The organism is Flavobacterium sp. 2755, assembly GCF_031455715.1.
Lineage (GTDB): Bacteria > Bacteroidota > Bacteroidia > Flavobacteriales > Flavobacteriaceae > Flavobacterium.
The window spans coordinates 20,624-37,221 of the sequence record NZ_JAVDTG010000012.1 but is presented as its reverse complement, the minus strand read 5'-3'; the positions used below and the strand labels follow the sequence as shown (position 1 = coordinate 37,221).

Genomic DNA, 16,598 nt, shown 5'->3' with positions numbered 1-16,598 from the left:
AATAATTATTTTGTAATAATTGGAACAATTGGAATTCCGAAATAGAACTCAAGTATTTTTATTTTGAACATGTAATCGTATTTCGTTCTGATAACATCAGATTGTGCATTTGTAAGCAAAGTTTGGGCTTGTGTAAAATCAAATGAATTCATTAAACCAACATCGTACTTTTCTTTAGCATAATTATATGCCTGCTGTCTTGCTTCTAAAGTAATTGTTGAAGATTCATAAGTATTTAAAGCGCCTTTTGCATCTGTAAATGCTGTATAAACGTTACGTTGCAAATCTAAACTTTTTTGCTCTAAATCTATTTTAGATTTCTCTAAACTTACTTTGTTTCTTTCAACATTGTTTTTAGCAGAAAATCCATTAAATATTGGAACACTTAATTGAAAACCAAAATTGTGTCCTTTGTTATCACTAAACTGAGTAAAAACAGGATCTGGTCCTGCATAAATTGGTTGTTTAGTAACGGGATCAGTTCCAATTAATCGATCACTGTAACTGGCACTTGTACTAAATTGATAAAAACCTCTCAAAGTTGGCTGATAAGCACCTTTTGCAATCGAAACATTCTTTTCGGCAATTTCAAGATTCGTCTGAGCTAATTTTAATTCTGTTCTTGTTTCTTTTGCTTTATTGTAAATATCGATTGGGCTTTGCGCCATGATATTGTTTTCGTCTTTAGCATTTGTATCATCGATTACATCAAAATCTGCAAATTCTTTTAATTGTAAAAGCTGCGCCAAACTTAATTTTGAAATCAACAAATTGTTTTCAGAAACAGTAATATTTTGTTTATCTGTAGCTACAGTTGCTTTTAAATCAAATAAATCTCCACGCGGAATTGTTCCTGCGTTTACCATTTCTTCAGAACGGGAATAACGTTTTTCGTCGATCGCTAATTGTTCTTTCTTTATTTTTAAATCTTCTTTGTTAGATAAAATTTGAAGAAAAGCATTGGCAACATTCAACGAAATATCCTCCTGCATTTTCAGCAGTTGATATTTTGATGCTATTATAGAAAGAGAAGCTCTTCTATATGCATTTTGATTTTGCAGACCTTTGTAAATATCAACATTCGCATTTACACCTAATGAAGAATACTGCGTTGTTTGTGTAGTCGCAATATTGGTAACAGGGTTAACGTTCAAACCGATATTCCATGAATGTGAAGCGTTCCCGTTTACTGTTGGAAGATAACTTCCTAATGCTCCTCTTTTGTCAATAGTTGCCGTTTTGACATCCAGTTCAGATAATTTAATTGTAATGTTATTATCTAATGCGTATCTCACACATTCTTCCAGTGTCCATTGTTTTGTTTGTGCATGTCCGGCTAATCCAAACCCAAACAACATGGCAAAAACAAGACTATTATATTTATTTATTTTCATATATTTTGAATGAAAGCGCAGTAAACCAAACTACGCAAATTTAACATTTTTTAAAACCAAAAAACTCTTTACAGCTTCAAATTACTTTTTCTCTTCTTTCTCGTCAATTAAACCCTGATTCCAGATTTTAATTTTATCCGTGTTTTTGATTCCGCTTTTAACCTGAACATAGATTCCGTCGCTTACACCTAAAACTAAGTCTCTTCTTTCAAATTTTTGAGGTGCTGTTTCAACTTCTACATATGGTTTTTGAGTTTTTTTGTCAAATTGAACTAATGATTCTTTTATAGCCAGAACTTTATCTGCTTTTTCAAGAATAATAGATGCATTTGCGCTTAAACCAGCTCTAATAAATGTATCATCTCTATTTTCTAATCTTGCTTTTATTTCAAACTGAATTGCTCCGTTTTCTACAACTCCTTTTGGTGCAATATCAGTTAAAACTGCTTCGAATTTTTTATTTTCAATTGCTCCAACTGTAATTTCAATTGGCATTTTCTCTTTAATTTTTCCAACCTCAGATTCGTCAATTTTTCCAATAAAAATCATTCTTCCAACATCGGCAACACTTGCAATTGTAGTTCCTTCGTTGAAATTATTACTTTCAATAACCTGGTTTCCTACTTTTACCGGAACCTGTAAAACCATTCCGTTTACTGTTGAACGAATTAAGGTATTAGCATAATTTCCTAATGAAGTCGTTGTACCAGTTTTTACGATATCTAAGTTTTGTCTTGCAGCCAAATATGTTTGTTTTGCTTGTTTATAAGCTACTTGCGCTGCATCAAAATCATTGGCAGAAATTACATCTTTATCAAAAAGTGTTTTTTGTCTCTGAAAGATTTTCTCCTGATTGTCTAAAGCAATTTTAGCAGTCTGAACCTGATTTTGAGTACTGCTTACATTAGAAACGTTTGCAACTACTCGAATTTTAGCAATCATATCTCCCGCTTTGATTTTTTCTCCTGCTTTGATATAAACTTCTTCAATAATACCTGAAATATTTGGTTTGATTAATACCTCTTCATCAGGCTGAATATTACCAGTCGCAATTGTATTTTTTACGATCGTTTTAATCTCTGCTTTCTCCGTTTTAAAAACAATTGGCGATTCTTGATTCTTTGCATACAAATAGTAAAGCGCGCCAAAAAAGACTACTGCAATTAAAATTAAAATGGTTACGGTTACTCCTTTTTTCATTTTGTTTTTTAGTTTAATCGATTATTTTTTTGATTGATAATTTTATTCTGTTCGTAAAGCATCTACTGGCTTTACATTAATTGCGGTCTGCGCCGGAATAAATCCTGCCAGCAAACCAGATCCTACTAATATTATTAAGGCAACAAATACAACTCCTAAGTCAACACTCGGGTTTGCAAACATGGTATCATTGCCGGGCGGCATCGAATCTAAAGCCATATTTAAGAGGGCAATAATTCCCGTTGCGACGGCAATACCAAACATTCCTGAAATGATCGTTAAAAATATAGATTCAGATAAAATCTGACTGCGAATTGCTCCCGGAGTTGCGCCTAAAGCTCTTCTAATTCCTATTTCTTTTGTACGCTCTTTAACTACAATCAGCATAATGTTTGAGATTCCAATAACACCCGAAATCAAAACTAATGTTCCCACAAAATAGGCAATGATTTTTAGAATATTAAACAAACTCTGCACTTTGTTGAATTGTTCGTACAAATCAAAATTTCCTACTGCCCTGTCATCTGCAGGATTTATGGAATGAAGCCCTTTTATTATTTCTAAAATTTTAGGTTTCAAGTCGGTAATCGATGTTTCATCTTTTGCCGTAAGCGCCATCCATCCTACTTTATCTCCATAATTAAAAGCCTGCTGAAAAGTCGTAAACGGAATAAAAATATTTTTTTGTTCCTGTTCTGCATTTCCTCCTTGTTGCTTAGATTTATAAACGCCAACAACCATAAAGTTGATGCCGTTAACTTTGATATATGTTCCAACAGCTTCTTCTTCTTTTCCGTAAAGTTCGCTGATAACCCCTTTTCCAATTACGGCAATTTTTCTTTTATCCAGAATGTCCTGCTGGTTTATGAATCTGCCTTTTATGATATCCATCGGCTGTTGTTTAATCAACTCCGGATAATCTCCATAAATCGTAAAAGCAGAAGTTTTTGTACCTCTAACCACATTATTTGTCCCGTTAAAATCTCCTAATTGATTTCTTGGCGAAACATATAATAAATCCGGCAGCGCTGCTTTTAAAGCCGCAACATCGCTGTTTCTAAAATCATAACGACGTGTTTTTGGCAGTCCTTTATACGCTTTAGAGGTTGTCTGGCTCCACATAAACATCGTATTTGTGGCAATTCCGTCAAACCCTTTTTTAATTCCGTTTTCCAAACCATTACCGGCTGCAAGCAAAATCACCAAAATAAAAATTCCCCAAAATACACCAAAAGCAGTCAGAATAGTTCTGAAGGGATTTGCCGTTAAGGCCTGTAAAATTTCATCCCAATTATCTTTTTTAAACATGATTATTCGTCTCTAAGTGCTACAATAGGTCTAATTTTGGCTGCTCTGTATGCCGGAAAAAATCCTGCAACGGCTCCGGCAAATACAAGTAAAAATAGTGTTGTTAAAGCCACACTAAAATCTACTTCGGGATTTCTGAAATATTCACTCTGAACCATCGGCCCAACCAATTCTAACAACAGCAAACTTGCTAAAAGCCCAGTAAAACCTGCTATTGTTGTAATAAAAATGGATTCGTGAAGTATCATCGAAATAATAGAAAATGGTGATGCACCTAAGGCTTTTCTAATTCCAATTTCTTTGGTTCTTTCTTTTACAATAATAAGCATGATATTACTCACACCCACAACTCCGGCGATAATAGTACAAATACCAACCCACCAGAAAAACAACCTGATATATAAATTTAAATCATAAAACTGTTTGGCATCTTTAACCGAGTTATAGGCATTTATTCCGCCGTCATCATCCGGAGCTACAACATTTTTACTTTTCAATAATTCCTTTAATTCTTTAGTAAACTTTTCAGATTGTGCTAAAGCTTCATCATAATTATCAGTCTTTTTTAAAGTAAAAAATATGTTGCTGATTTTGTCTCCGGCACCAAAAGTTCTTTGTACTGTTGTCAAAGGCAAATAAGCTCTTGCTTCTTCTCTTTCTCCTCCCGGATCTGTAAATATTCCAATTACTTTAAAATTGATATTGTTGATTAGAATTTCTTTTCCAAGAGCGTCTTTGTCTTTAAACAAATCGGTTTTTATTTTCATCCCGATTGTAGCAACTTTTTCGTTATTTTCTAAATCCTTACTATTTATATATCGTCCCTGAACTATCGTAAGGTTTTCAATTCCGCCATAATCAGGATTAACACCTCTATATTGATAATTTCCATTTTCTTTACCGTAAGCAAATTGCGCTCCCCAATAATTTTGTGTTGAAGCTCTTAAATCCAGTTTATCCTCAAATTTTTGAACAGATTGATTGTAATCGCTATTTCTAAACTGAATTTGTCTTCCAGGATTCAGTCCTTTATACTCTTTCGTGGTCGTACCAGACCAAACCTCAATAATTCCAGCAGCATCGCGCTCGAATTGTTTTTCAATCCCGTTTTGAAGCCCTTTTCCGGCTCCAAGCAAAATCACCAAAATAAAAATCCCCGATGCCACCGATACTCCTGTCAAAAAAGTTCGGAGTCGGTTTTTGGAAATTGCATCAAATATTTCCTGCCAACGCTCAATATTAAACATAAGATGAAGCTCTAACTTGTTCTACTAATTTATCGTCGATAATTAATCCATCTTTCAGGACTACATTCCTTTTGCACATTGCGGCAATATCAGGTTCGTGTGTAACGATCAAAATTGTTTTTCCTTCATCGTTAATTCCTTGAATAAGCTCCATAACTTCATAAGAAGTTTTGGTATCTAAAGCTCCCGTTGGCTCATCGGCAAGTAAAACTTTTGGGTTCGAGGCCAATGCTCTTGCAATTGCAACACGTTGTTTTTGTCCTCCCGAAAGTTCGTTTGGTAAGTGATGAGAATGGGAACCCAAACCTACTTTTTCAAGATATTTCATTGCAATATCATAACGCTCTTTTCTTTTTACACCTTGATAATACAATGGCATAGCAACGTTATCTAATGCTGATTTATAATTGATCAAATTAAAAGATTGAAAAACAAAACCTAAAAACTTGTTTCTGTATTTTGAAGCCAGGGTTTCATTTAATTTTTTAATTGGCGTATTGTCTAAAGTATAACTACCAGAATCGGCTTCATCCAGAATTCCTAAAATATTAAGAAGCGTAGATTTTCCAGATCCTGATGATCCCATAATCGCTACTAATTCTCCTTCGGCAATATTAAAATTTATTCCTTTCAACACATGCAGTTCCGAACTTCCCATTTTATAGGATTTATGCAAATCTTTAATTTCGATCATGGTATTGTTAAATTTTTAAAACAATAATAATATATTTTATAAGTAAATTATGATAATAAAACGTTAATAATTGTGTTTCATTATCTAAATAAGACGGCAGTTGTTATCAAATGTTACACTTTATCAAGATAATTTAATAGTTTTCTTAATTTTGCTTCACTTAAAAAAATCATTAATTATGAAATTTTTTTCCATAATCTCAGTGTTTGCGGTAACTGCCACATTCTTTAGCTGTTCAACTTCTCAAAAATTAGAAACTTTAAAACCAGAACCAGATGACGCAAGTCCGTTAATTTATGATGCCAATCCTTCCTTCATAAATCTGCCTATTACGGTTAAACTGAATGATATAGAAAATCAAACCAATACACTCTTAAATGGATTAATTTATGAAGACAACAATATCGAAGATGACGATATTGAAATGAAAATCTGGAAACAGGCTCCAATAAAAATTCAAAATGATCCTGCAAATCCAGATAAAAAGATAAAAACGATTCTTCCGTTAAAAGCGACTATTAAATACCGAATTGGAACAAAAAAAATGGGTATTGAACTTTACGATACTAGAGAATTTAATTTAAATGGCGTTATTACATTATCCAGTGATGTTGCTTTAACGAATTGGAAACTGAACACTAAAACCGAATTCAGATCTTTAGACTGGAACGAAAGTCCAACGATGACGGTTTTTGGAAAAAATATGCCGATTACTTATTTGATTAATCCGGCAATCTCTATTTTTAAATCTAAACTTGAGCATAAGATTGATGAAGCAATCGAAAAATCTATGGATTTTAAACCGAATGTTTTATCGGCTTTAGAAAAAATCTGTACGCCTTTTCAAATGAGCGATACTTATGAAAGCTGGCTAAGAATTGTTCCTGTTGAAGTTTATTCTACCAATGCAAAACTGAAAAATGATTCTTTTTTACTCGAAATGGGAATGAAATGCAATATGGAAACTATTGTAGGCAAACAGCCGGAATCTAAGTTTAATGCAAGTAAAATTGTTTTGAAACCAGTTACTAAAATCCCAAATCAGATATCGGCAAATATTGCGGCAATTTCAAGTTATATGGATGCTTCAAAAATTATGACGAAGAATTTCGCTGGACAGGAATTTGGTTCCGGAAGCAAAAAAGTAACGGTTAAAAACGTTTCAATCTGGCATAAAAACGGAAAAATGATTATTGCTCTTGATGTTCTGGGTTCTATTGACGGAACACTTTATTTAAACGGAATTCCGCAATACAATGCGCAGACAAAAGAAATTTATTTCGACAAACTGGATTATGTTTTAGATACCAAAAGCAAATTAATGCGAACTGCAAACTGGCTTGCACAAGGTTTTGTATTAAGAAAAATGGAAGAAAGCTGCAGATATTCTATACAGCCTAATTTAGAAGAAGGTAAAAAGAGCATGGCGGCTTATCTTAAAAATTATTCGCCAATGCCAGGCGTTTTTGTAAACGGAAAAATGGACGATATTCAGTTTGACAAAATCCAATTAACAAATCAGGCGATTATCGCTTTTATCAAAATAAACGGAACTGTAAATGTTTCCGTTAATGGATTAAAATAAGCAGATTTAAAACGAATTGAAATAAAAAATGCAGTATATATTATACTGCATTTTTCTTTTTAGATCGGTACATCTTATAAATAAGAAAACCAATTATGACTACAAGTAAATACGGGATTATCATTAAAAAAACGATTCCGTCATTTACAGCTTCTGCTTTCTTTATGTTAGAATCTCCTGCAAGTGCGGCACGGCACATAGCACATTGGGCGTTCGCCGAAATTTCAATTAGGAAAATACAAATTCCAAAAATAAAGCTTTGGAATTTGGAATTTGAGTTTTGAGTTTTAGTTTGCATAGTAAGGAGAAATCATTAAATAAACTACAACACCAGTTACCGCAACATATAACCAAAGCGGGAATGTTATTTTAGCTATTTTTTTGTGTTTATCAAAACGCTTCGCAAGTGCTCGTACATAGGTTACCAATACAAACGGAATAATGATAATGGATAAAAGAATATGCGTGATTAAAATAAAAGCATATATATATCTAACAGCACCAATTTTAGCTTTTTCTACTGCATCTAAAATTCCGTCATGATTTACATCACCAAATTTAGTAGAATCAGCAGTCATATGGTATGCAACATACATGGCCAAAAAAGCCAATGATAAAGCAATTGCAAAAGTCATTAAACGTTCGTGCAGTTTAAGTTTTCCGTTTTTAACGGCAATTACTGCTGCAACTAAAACAATCGCCGTAAGACCATTTGTAGAAGCATAAATTGGAGGTAAAAAGGAAAGCGGTTCTACATTTATTCCGAAATCTTTTAATTTGATTGCAAAAAGAATTCCTACGAGTACCGGTATAACAATTGAAACCGCAATGATGTATTTATTGTATTTTTTTTCTAATGAATGATCTTCCATTTTTATTCTTCTAATAGTATTTTAATATCTTCCTGAATTTCTCTAACGCCTTTTTTATCTAAACCGTCGTAATAGATATTTGGGTTTCCAAATTCATCTTTTCGGCAGCGAATGTTTCCGTCTTTGTCAATTAAAGCAAACAATCCAGAATGTTCAAATCCACCGCTAACTTTTGAATTTTCTCCAGCATAAAGATTAAAACCTTTGTTCGACAAATCCATAATTGTAGCTCTGTCTCCGGTTAAAAAATTCCACGTTGAAGATCTTACTCCTAATAATTTTGCATGATCTTTTAAAACCTGCGGTGTATCATGAGTTGGATCAATGGTAATAGAAACGATTCCGAAATTAGGATTGCCAAAAAATGTTTTTTCAATTTCCAACATGCTCATATTCATCTTTGGACAGATTGACGGACAAGTTGTGAAGAAAAATTCTAAAACATATACTTTTCCTTTATAAGTCGCATTAGATATTTTAACGTTATTCTGATTGGTCAATTCAAATTTTGGAGCTGCACCAATCGTTATTAATTTTGCGTCTTTAGAACTTTTAGAACCAACATTATCTAAACGATTTCCTTTTACAACATCACCATTTTTAATTCTGTCAACAATTTTTGGCACTGCATAGATTCCGAAAATCAGAATAATAAACGAAATCCCTATGTAAGATTTATTTTTGAACATTATATGTGTATTTAAAGTTGTTTTGTGGCGTTATGGTTCTTTTTAAGAGCGGCACGATATTCATACAAAATGATTTTAAAGTCATCGAGCATTTCATTGCTTAATTCTGACGGATGAAAAGTATCGTATCCTTCTTTGTATTCGTCATCTTTTTCATTTTTATTTCCACCTTTGCGGCCTCTTAAATTTCTTTCTTTATCTACAATGAAAACATTTGATGTACCCAATTTATCATCCAGTTTTCCTTTTAAATGTAATTGATTATAAAATGCCTGAATATCATCTGGTGAAGCAAAAATAAACTCCCATCCAGAAACATCTGTAAAAGGTTTAAGGGCATCAACAAGCTTTTGAGCTTCAGTTTCTGTTCCAAGCGGACAGATTACTACAAACTGAAGATCTTCGAAACCGTGGTAGCGTTTGTAGATTTTTTCGTTAAGGTTAAAGTAGTTTCCTCTATTGCCTAAAATATCAGTACCGGAAAAACCTAAAACAGTAATTTTTTTATCTAAGGAAACTTTTTTGCCGTCGAGAGATTTCCAGTTTCCAAAGTCGGCAATTTTTGGGGTAATTATGGGAAGTTTTGTAAAACTATTTACACCTGAAGCGAAAAACAAATAGGCTACAATGGGTAAAACAAAAAGCACAAAAAGAACTATATTTTTTTTCATTGTTTTAACGGAAGTTATTGAGGTACAAAAATAAAAAAAGCTCCGTTAAACGGAGCTTCTTTTCGAATTAATATCATGTTAAAAATTCCATTTAATAGTAGAATCTTTAAAAACCCCATAAATATAGTGTCCTTCTGTCAACAAGATGAACAATAAATATAATACTAGGAAAATAACTGGTGATACAACAGACCATCTAAGGCTGCTTTTTTCACCTTCCATGTGCATGAATGCCCATACAATATAATAAGCTTTGAAAATTGTTAGGATGTAAAATATCCAGTTTAACAAATTCAAACCAACAAAATGATTAAACTCTAAAACTCCCGGTTTGTAAATACCAAGAATAACTTCTACTGTAGTTACTACTGATAATAATGCAAAAACAAACCAGATTCTTTTTGTATTTGATACGTGCTCGTGTGACATAATAATTAAAATCTAAAATTAAACTAAGTAGAAAACTGTAAATACAAATACCCAAACTAAATCTACAAAGTGCCAGTACAAACCAACTTTCTCTACCATTTCGTAGCTTCTTCTTTTCTCGTAAGTTCCTAATAACACATTAAAGAAAATAATGATATTAATGATAACTCCAGAAAATACGTGGAATCCGTGGAATCCTGTGATGAAGAAGAAGAAATCAGCGAATAGTTTACTACCGTATTCATTTCTTGTTAGGTTTGCTCCTTCTACTACATATCTTGCATCAGCTAGACGAGCTTCAGATTCTGCTCTAGTTAAAACCGTTTTTTTCTTTTCAGCAGTAAGTTTTTCAGTTCTGATTAATACATCAGGATGTGCTTTAAAACCTGCCTGAATTTCAGCAACAGTATAAGTTGGCTGTGTCTCTGCATCTTGAACAAACCAAGTTGCATGGCTTCTTGTTAATTCTTCTCTTTGTTCTGGCAATTTTACTGCAAAATCAGCAAGAGCAACTCTTGTTCCATCTGCTTTAACAAACTGCAATAAACTTCCACCTTTAGTTTCAACTGCACCGTACTCTCCTTTAATGAAGTTTTTCCACTCCCAAGCTTGAGAACCAACGAAAATTAAACCTCCAATAATAGTTAAGAACATGTACACCGCAACTTTTGTTTTCTTTAATTGGTGACCTGCATCAACAGCTAATACCATTGTTACAGATGAGAAAATCAAGATAAAAGTCATTAAGGCTACATAATACATAGGAGCCGAAACACCATGCATAAAAGGAAAGTGAGTAAACACTTCGTCAGCCAATGGCCATGTTTCAATAAATTTAAATCTAGAAAAACCGTAAGCACCTAAAAATCCAGAGAATGTCAAGGCATCCGATACGATAAAAAACCACATCATCATTTTACCATAACTTGCTCCTAGTGGCTGGCTATGCTCTCCGCCTCCCCAAGTTTTTTCGTCGTTATTTGCAGTAGTAACTGTCGCTTCCATAAAAGATATTCGTTAAAAAGTTCCCAAATTTACGTTTTTTTCTTATTTAAAGAAATATAAAAATAAAAATAATAATACCCATAATAAATCCAAAAAGTGCCAATACATCGCACCTAGTTCTATACCAAGAGTTTGAGTCGGATTGTATTTTTGTTTAAAATGATTATAAATTATAATTAAAAGCGAAATTAATCCGCCCGCCAAGTGCAATAGGTGTGTAAACGCAATTACATAAAGGAAAGTTGTAGTAATTGAGCTACCTTGTCCCGTCATATAATACCCGCTTTCTACAATTTGCCCAAAACCTCTGAATTGTAAAATTACAAACAGAATTCCTAAAGCAAATGTTCCTAAAAGAAACGCAGAAGTTGCACTTCTGTTTCCTTTTTCGATTGCTTTTTTTGCTAAATAAAAAGTAACACTGCAGGCAATAATAACTGCTGTACTAAAATAAAACGCAGTTGGTATTTGAAAATTCGTCAACCAGTCTGCTCTTGATTTACTTACCACAAACGCACTTGCAAGTCCTGCAAACATCATGGTCATACTTACCATTGCGAACAACAAAATCAGTTTGGCTGATTTTGATTTCTGCACCTGCTCTTCACTTACTTTAATTGTCATTTCCATAACTATCTTAAAAATTTATCTACTATAAATACAATCTGCAGTAACGAAATATACGATACGCTTACCAGCATTAATGTTCTTGCCGCTTTTGGTGTTCTTAATTGGTACAAACGCACCGCATAAAACAACATCCATAAACCTAATAAAAACACTAAAACTGCTGCAACTGGCGAAATAAACAACTGCCCTGTATATCCTAAAACCGGTAATAGAGAAGCTATAATTAACCAAATCGTATATAAAATAACCTGCAAAGCTGTTTTTCTATCTTTATTTCCGGTTGGAAGCATGTAAATGCCTGCTTTTGCATAATCATCATACAAAAACCATCCAATAGCCCAAAAATGAGGGAACTGCCAGAAAAACTGAATTAAAAATAATGTTCCGGCTTCGATACCAAATTCTCCGGTTGCCGCAACCCAGCCTAACATAAATGGAATTGCTCCGGGAAATGCACCAACAAAAACCGACAATGAAGTTACGGTTTTTAATGGTGTATATATGCTTGTATATAAAAATATTGATACTGCGGCAAACATTGCCGACTTTGCATTGATCGTGTACAACAATGCAATACCTATTATAGTAAGCAGACTTGCAACAATTAACGCTGTTACGGGAGACATTCTTCCAGAAGGAACCGGACGATTTTTTGTTCGATCCATCAAAGAATCGATATCTTTTTCAATTACCTGATTGAAAGCGTTTGAAGCTCCAACCATGCAATAGCCGCCAATTGACAAAATAATCAAAACACTCCATTTAAAAGGGTGTTCGTCATTAACTCCTAATAAATATCCGGCGATTGAAGAAAACAAAACACTAATAGCCAAGCCGGCCTTAGTTATCTCTTTGAAATCCAGAAATATTGATTTGATTGAAATTGTATTTTTAGCAGCGTTCAATACCGTAGTCTTTGTATATTTTTTTTGAGTGCTGCAAATGTACAAATTAGATTATAGAATTTGGAACTTTAAATTTAGATTTTTTCCAATAAAACCTCTACAAAATAAGAACTTTCCAATCTTTAACACTATTATTTCGAAAAATCTTATTAAAAATTCTAGTAATCAAAATACCAATTAAAAATATCTGAACGTAAACCGATAGTAAACCAGGTCGTACTTTGCTTAAATGTTGTCGCTGTTTCCTGTGTTGGATCAAAATTTCTATAAATAAAACTTCCAAACAGTTTTAAATTTGTGATTGGATTTATTAAATATCCTCCTTGGATATCAGCAATAAAAATACTCGTTTTATTTCCCTGCCCCACTTTTACACCTGTATCATACGGACGATTTTCGTCATAATCTTTATAGATATTTCCTCCATAATTAAAACTGTTTTCTGCGGTATCAAAATCCAAACCTCTTTTACCAACTGTAAATTTAGCATCGGCAAAAAGACGGCCTTTATGGTAACGGCCAATTGCGATAAATTCTTCAAAGTTTCCTCCCCATTGATGCCCGATACTTTGATTATTATGTCCGTAATTCGTAATTGGATCACTATGAGAATACACATAAGGACGAACGTGATTGTATTCTAATTGCAAAAGCAAATCTTTTACATGAAAAGCATTGTAGTATTTAGCTCCTAACTGGTAACCAAATTTATTTTTCCAGCTTTGATCTCCAGATTTCATGTCACCAATAGAGAATTCATCTAATAAAAACTGAGCGTATAAATTAACATTGTTATTCCATTTGTATTTAGATGTCATTCCTAAAAGTGCATTTCCGCTTCGTGATGATGAAGCAAACTCAACAGAACGGTAAAAAATAATAGGATTTACAAAGTTAACATCAAATCCTCTGTTGTTGGTATCTGTCCAAACTACAGATTCAAAGAAACCTAAATTCAGTTTATTCGAAACATTCCAGCTCAAATAATGATTCGCCATATATTTGCTTGCATACGTTCTGTCTACTGTTACGTCTGGACGAACATCTTTAAGCCACATATAAGTATTGGTATATTTAATTTTCCAGAAAGTCGTATTGATTTTAAAATAAGGATAAGGACTTGCTCCATCAGTTTCAAGCAAAGAACGGTATCCATCTCCAATAAAATTTCTTCCGTAACCTAATTGTAAGTCAAATATTTTACTTGGTGCAAAAGTAATATTGGCTTCCGCCAAAGGAAAATCATAAGCATCTGTTTTAAATCTCTTAGCAATTCCCATTCCCGGAATAATCGCCGGATTTCCTCCAGAAGGCTTTAATGTTTCTGCATAATCGTTGTAATAACCAGCAAATCTTCCCTGACTTTCAAAAATAGTTGTCGTAAAATTGATCTGTTTTCCTAAACCTCCTCTAAAATTAAGTGCGCGCGTATTTACATAAGAATAAGAAGCATCAAGATCTGACGCTTTTCCCATTTGTAAATCAAGAATTGGGTTTAATGCCAGCCAGTAATCTTCACCTTGAATCTGAACCAGGTTTTCATTCCAAAGCTTTCTGCCCCACCAGCCAGAAACTTTTTTCTGAAGCGATTCATTTACTGCTTTTAAATTATAATATTTTGAAACCTCAGCATAAGTATACGGTTTTGAAGCCGTATGATTATTGCTTCCTACCTGGTTCATTGCGCCATCAAACTGTGCATAATAACTATGCGAAAATGGAATATTTAAATGACTTTCAAATTCAGGCATATTGTATTTTTTGTATACAATACTGTCTAATTCCGTCATTGGTTTTTCAATTGGCTTTTCAATTTCAGATGCTGCCAAAGCTTCTGCCGCAATCTGGTCTGCGCTTTTTAAAGGAATATCAATTGAAATAGTGTATTTTGAATAAGTCGGTTTTCCGTTATAAGTCGAAGGTTTTATTTTTGGAAATTTCCCAAAAACACGTTTTGCTTCTTCAACTAATAAATCATCTGCTGCATTTACGTAAATTACTTTAAACTCACCGTTTGCATCCACTTCAAAAAGTACTTTTACTTCTCCTTTATAATTGTTTTGTTTTAAGTTTTCAGGAATTTGAAAATTATCATACACAAAGTTCTGCACTTCTCTGTAAAAACAATTTTCTAAATTTTTAGACTGAAGATTTTCGCAATGCGGAAAAACAGGAAACTGCTCTGAAGTAAAAGCAGGTGTAACATTAGTCTGCTGTGCAAAACTAAGCAAGGTAAAGAGGCTGATAATAAAAGATAAAAAAAACTTATTCACTAGATTGGGGCTTAATGATTTAATATTGATTTGTAGTATTTTTTCCGTCTGTGATCGCTTTTGCTGCCGAAGTCCCAATGCGCTTAACTCCTAAACGAATCATTTCTACTGCATCTTCATAAGAGCGAACACCGCCGGCAGCTTTTACCGGCAAAGGCGATGCGTTTTCGAGCATCATTATAATAGTTGGAATTGTGGCTCCGTTTGGCAGATTATTTTCGGTTTTATAAAAACCTGTTGATGATTTTACAAAAACAGAAGCATAATCTTCTTCTTTAAAATTCGATATAACAACATTTTTTATTAAAGCCGAAAGCTGAATAATTTCTTTATCCGTTAACGCTGCAACTTCAATAATCCATTTTACTATTTTATTGCTGGCTAATCCGATTTGGCTTCCTATTAGAATTTCTTCTTTTATTAATGAAACGTCTCCGTTTTTAAAAGCTTCATAATTGCAGACAAAATCTAAATCATCGGCACCATTTTCAATCGCTTCATTTGCTTCTTTGATCTTAGATTCCAAACTTGAATCCCCCTTCGGAAAATCTATTACGGTACCAACCAGTAAATTCGAGTTTTCTTTTAAGATCATTTCTTTCGCCAGACTCACATATTCAGGCCGAATCATGATGAGTTTAAACTTTTCCTGAATCGCTTCTGTAATTGCGTTTTTAACTACAATACTATTCCCCTCTTCCGAAATTCCGGCTTGAGCAGCAGTTTTTAAATAAGTAGAATCTAAGTATTGCTTAACATTCATAATATTGAAGTTAGATCGAATGGGGCAAAAATACATTTAAATTCAGAAAAAATACTGTTTTAAAAGCTTGATTTTATGCCAATAAAAAACCCACCGAAGTGGGTAATTATATTCTTATATTTTATCGATTTGTTTTTTAAAAGCTATCGCCGAAAAAACGCCTACGAATGCACCTAATGCATTTGCTAAAACATCTGTTACATCTGATGCTCTAGTTATTGTCATTACACCTTGTAGAATTTCGATTGTTATTCCGAAAAAAACAGAAAAGATAAACGAAATCAAATACGCTTTGTAATCGTTAGCATCTTTTCCTTTAAGCTCTTTCTTAAAGAATAGGATCCAGGAAATCGTAAAACCAAAATGAAAACAAAAATGCACAATCTTGTCAATACTCGGAAAATTAACCTGCGGAATATTGCTTGAATCTATTAAACAAAAATACGCAATGATTCCGGAGCAGATAATTGCCCAGATTAACAATAATTGTTTAGGCACCGATAAGTTCTTTATAAGCTTCGTCAGATAATAAACTATCTATTTCTGATGCATCAGCAATTTTAATTTTAATCATCCATCCAGCTCCGTAAGGATCAGAATTTACAGTTTCAGGAGCGCTTTCTAAATCTTCATTAAAAGCAATAATTTCTCCAGTTAAAGGCAAGAACAAATCAGAAACTGTTTTTACAGCTTCAACTGTTCCAAAAACCTCATCTTTATCAAGTGTCTGATCTAAAGTTTCTACTTCAACATACACGATATCCCCTAACTCTTTTTGTGCAAAATGAGTAATTCCTACAGTCGCAACATCTCCTTCGATGCTAACCCATTCGTGATCTTTTGTGTACTTTAAATTTGCTGGTATGCTCATAATAGTATGTTTGAAAATTGATATTTTAATAATTCAGCAACAAATGTAATAATCTTCTAATA

The 16,598-nt window shown here is 33.3% G+C and carries 18 protein-coding genes; 1 reads left to right on the top strand and 17 read right to left on the bottom strand.

Annotation, left to right across the window (positions count from 1 at the left end):
• Nucleotides 1-5: 5 nt before the first annotated feature.
• From J2Y38_RS21825 to J2Y38_RS21805, 5 genes are all read right to left on the bottom strand, one after another.
• On the bottom strand, nucleotides 6-1,394 hold the full coding sequence (locus J2Y38_RS21825; RefSeq protein WP_309846823.1) for a TolC family protein: 1,389 nt from the start codon (nucleotides 1,392-1,394) through the stop codon (nucleotides 6-8).
• Between the two features lie 81 nt (nucleotides 1,395-1,475).
• Nucleotides 1,476-2,594: an efflux RND transporter periplasmic adaptor subunit gene (locus J2Y38_RS21820; RefSeq protein ID WP_309846820.1), complete on the bottom strand. Its 1,119-nt coding sequence runs from the start codon at nucleotides 2,592-2,594 to the stop codon at nucleotides 1,476-1,478.
• Between the two features lie 42 nt (nucleotides 2,595-2,636).
• Nucleotides 2,637-3,902 (bottom strand): ABC transporter permease, encoded by a 1,266-nt coding sequence (locus J2Y38_RS21815; protein WP_309846818.1) that lies wholly within the window; start codon nucleotides 3,900-3,902, stop codon nucleotides 2,637-2,639.
• A 2-nt stretch (nucleotides 3,903-3,904) separates the two neighbouring features.
• On the bottom strand, nucleotides 3,905-5,149 hold the full coding sequence (locus J2Y38_RS21810; protein ID WP_309846815.1) for an ABC transporter permease: 1,245 nt from the start codon (nucleotides 5,147-5,149) through the stop codon (nucleotides 3,905-3,907).
• Nucleotides 5,142-5,843: an ABC transporter ATP-binding protein gene (locus J2Y38_RS21805; RefSeq protein WP_309846812.1), complete on the bottom strand. Its 702-nt coding sequence runs from the start codon at nucleotides 5,841-5,843 to the stop codon at nucleotides 5,142-5,144. The genes J2Y38_RS21810 and J2Y38_RS21805 overlap by 8 nt, the downstream gene beginning before the upstream one ends.
• A 178-nt stretch (nucleotides 5,844-6,021) precedes the next feature.
• Here J2Y38_RS21805 and J2Y38_RS21800 point away from each other — a divergent pair, with 178 nt between their 5' ends.
• Nucleotides 6,022-7,428, top strand: a complete 1,407-nt coding sequence (locus J2Y38_RS21800) for a DUF4403 family protein (protein ID WP_291146166.1) — start codon at nucleotides 6,022-6,024, stop codon at nucleotides 7,426-7,428.
• A 40-nt stretch (nucleotides 7,429-7,468) separates the two neighbouring features.
• Here the strand turns inward: J2Y38_RS21800 and J2Y38_RS21795 are convergent, their stop codons facing one another.
• From J2Y38_RS21795 to gcvH, 12 genes are all read right to left on the bottom strand, one after another.
• Nucleotides 7,469-7,726 (bottom strand): hypothetical protein, encoded by a 258-nt coding sequence (locus J2Y38_RS21795; protein ID WP_309846809.1) that lies wholly within the window; start codon nucleotides 7,724-7,726, stop codon nucleotides 7,469-7,471.
• Nucleotides 7,716-8,300 carry a DUF420 domain-containing protein gene (locus J2Y38_RS21790; protein WP_053471654.1) on the bottom strand — a complete coding sequence of 195 codons (585 nt, stop codon included), beginning with the start codon at nucleotides 8,298-8,300 and terminating at the stop codon, nucleotides 7,716-7,718. The genes J2Y38_RS21795 and J2Y38_RS21790 overlap by 11 nt, the downstream gene beginning before the upstream one ends.
• Before the next feature lie 2 nt (nucleotides 8,301-8,302).
• Nucleotides 8,303-8,989: an SCO family protein gene (locus J2Y38_RS21785; RefSeq protein ID WP_309846807.1), complete on the bottom strand. Its 687-nt coding sequence runs from the start codon at nucleotides 8,987-8,989 to the stop codon at nucleotides 8,303-8,305.
• Between the two features lie 11 nt (nucleotides 8,990-9,000).
• Nucleotides 9,001-9,660: a hypothetical protein gene (locus tag J2Y38_RS21780; protein WP_309846804.1), complete on the bottom strand. Its 660-nt coding sequence runs from the start codon at nucleotides 9,658-9,660 to the stop codon at nucleotides 9,001-9,003.
• 78 nt (nucleotides 9,661-9,738) lie between these two features.
• Entirely contained in the window at nucleotides 9,739-10,089 is a 351-nt protein-coding gene (locus J2Y38_RS21775; RefSeq protein WP_053471657.1) for a cytochrome C oxidase subunit IV family protein, read from the bottom strand.
• Nucleotides 10,090-10,107: 18 nt separating this feature from the next.
• Nucleotides 10,108-11,094 (bottom strand): cytochrome c oxidase subunit 3, encoded by a 987-nt coding sequence (locus tag J2Y38_RS21770; RefSeq protein ID WP_309846799.1) that lies wholly within the window; start codon nucleotides 11,092-11,094, stop codon nucleotides 10,108-10,110.
• A gap of 42 nt (nucleotides 11,095-11,136) precedes the next feature.
• Nucleotides 11,137-11,724 carry a cytochrome c oxidase subunit 3 gene (locus J2Y38_RS21765; protein WP_291146153.1) on the bottom strand — a complete coding sequence of 196 codons (588 nt, stop codon included), beginning with the start codon at nucleotides 11,722-11,724 and terminating at the stop codon, nucleotides 11,137-11,139.
• A gap of 2 nt (nucleotides 11,725-11,726) precedes the next feature.
• The gene (gene cyoE / locus J2Y38_RS21760; protein WP_056204449.1) at nucleotides 11,727-12,629 is read right to left on the bottom strand and encodes a heme o synthase; all 903 of its coding nucleotides are present in this window, start codon (nucleotides 12,627-12,629) and stop codon (nucleotides 11,727-11,729) included.
• A 158-nt stretch (nucleotides 12,630-12,787) separates the two neighbouring features.
• The gene (locus J2Y38_RS21755) at nucleotides 12,788-14,902 is read right to left on the bottom strand and encodes an energy transducer TonB (protein WP_309846795.1); all 2,115 of its coding nucleotides are present in this window, start codon (nucleotides 14,900-14,902) and stop codon (nucleotides 12,788-12,790) included.
• A 19-nt stretch (nucleotides 14,903-14,921) separates the two neighbouring features.
• Nucleotides 14,922-15,665 carry a deoxyribose-phosphate aldolase gene (deoC, locus tag J2Y38_RS21750; RefSeq protein ID WP_309846793.1) on the bottom strand — a complete coding sequence of 248 codons (744 nt, stop codon included), beginning with the start codon at nucleotides 15,663-15,665 and terminating at the stop codon, nucleotides 14,922-14,924.
• A 114-nt stretch (nucleotides 15,666-15,779) separates the two neighbouring features.
• Nucleotides 15,780-16,163 carry a VanZ family protein gene (locus J2Y38_RS21745; RefSeq protein WP_291146140.1) on the bottom strand — a complete coding sequence of 128 codons (384 nt, stop codon included), beginning with the start codon at nucleotides 16,161-16,163 and terminating at the stop codon, nucleotides 15,780-15,782.
• Nucleotides 16,156-16,536, bottom strand: coding sequence for a glycine cleavage system protein GcvH (gene gcvH, locus J2Y38_RS21740; RefSeq protein ID WP_056204435.1), 381 nt, complete (start codon nucleotides 16,534-16,536; stop codon nucleotides 16,156-16,158). The genes J2Y38_RS21745 and gcvH overlap by 8 nt, the downstream gene beginning before the upstream one ends.
• Nucleotides 16,537-16,598 lie beyond the last annotated feature (62 nt).

Excerpts from the sequence above, each read along its gene's own strand:
- J2Y38_RS21775 (WP_053471657.1), bottom strand. The coding sequence starts at position 10,089 with ATGTCACACGAGCACGTATCAAATACAAAAAGAATCTGGTTTGTTTTT.
- J2Y38_RS21780 (WP_309846804.1), bottom strand. The coding sequence starts at position 9,660 with ATGAAAAAAAATATAGTTCTTTTTGTGCTTTTTGTTTTACCCATTGTA.
- J2Y38_RS21790 (WP_053471654.1), bottom strand. The coding sequence starts at position 8,300 with ATGGAAGATCATTCATTAGAAAAAAAATACAATAAATACATCATTGCG.
- J2Y38_RS21795 (WP_309846809.1), bottom strand. The coding sequence starts at position 7,726 with ATGCAAACTAAAACTCAAAACTCAAATTCCAAATTCCAAAGCTTTATT.
- J2Y38_RS21770 (WP_309846799.1), bottom strand. The coding sequence starts at position 11,094 with ATGGAAGCGACAGTTACTACTGCAAATAACGACGAAAAAACTTGGGGA.
- J2Y38_RS21800 (WP_291146166.1), top strand. The coding sequence starts at position 6,022 with ATGAAATTTTTTTCCATAATCTCAGTGTTTGCGGTAACTGCCACATTC.
- J2Y38_RS21825 (WP_309846823.1), bottom strand. The coding sequence starts at position 1,394 with ATGAAAATAAATAAATATAATAGTCTTGTTTTTGCCATGTTGTTTGGG.
- J2Y38_RS21815 (WP_309846818.1), bottom strand. The coding sequence starts at position 3,902 with ATGTTTAAAAAAGATAATTGGGATGAAATTTTACAGGCCTTAACGGCA.
- J2Y38_RS21765 (WP_291146153.1), bottom strand. The coding sequence starts at position 11,724 with ATGGAAATGACAATTAAAGTAAGTGAAGAGCAGGTGCAGAAATCAAAA.
- deoC (WP_309846793.1), bottom strand. The coding sequence starts at position 15,665 with ATGAATGTTAAGCAATACTTAGATTCTACTTATTTAAAAACTGCTGCT.
- J2Y38_RS21810 (WP_309846815.1), bottom strand. The coding sequence starts at position 5,149 with ATGTTTAATATTGAGCGTTGGCAGGAAATATTTGATGCAATTTCCAAA.
- J2Y38_RS21820 (WP_309846820.1), bottom strand. The coding sequence starts at position 2,594 with ATGAAAAAAGGAGTAACCGTAACCATTTTAATTTTAATTGCAGTAGTC.
- J2Y38_RS21785 (WP_309846807.1), bottom strand. The coding sequence starts at position 8,989 with ATGTTCAAAAATAAATCTTACATAGGGATTTCGTTTATTATTCTGATT.
- gcvH (WP_056204435.1), bottom strand. The coding sequence starts at position 16,536 with ATGAGCATACCAGCAAATTTAAAGTACACAAAAGATCACGAATGGGTT.
- J2Y38_RS21805 (WP_309846812.1), bottom strand. The coding sequence starts at position 5,843 with ATGATCGAAATTAAAGATTTGCATAAATCCTATAAAATGGGAAGTTCG.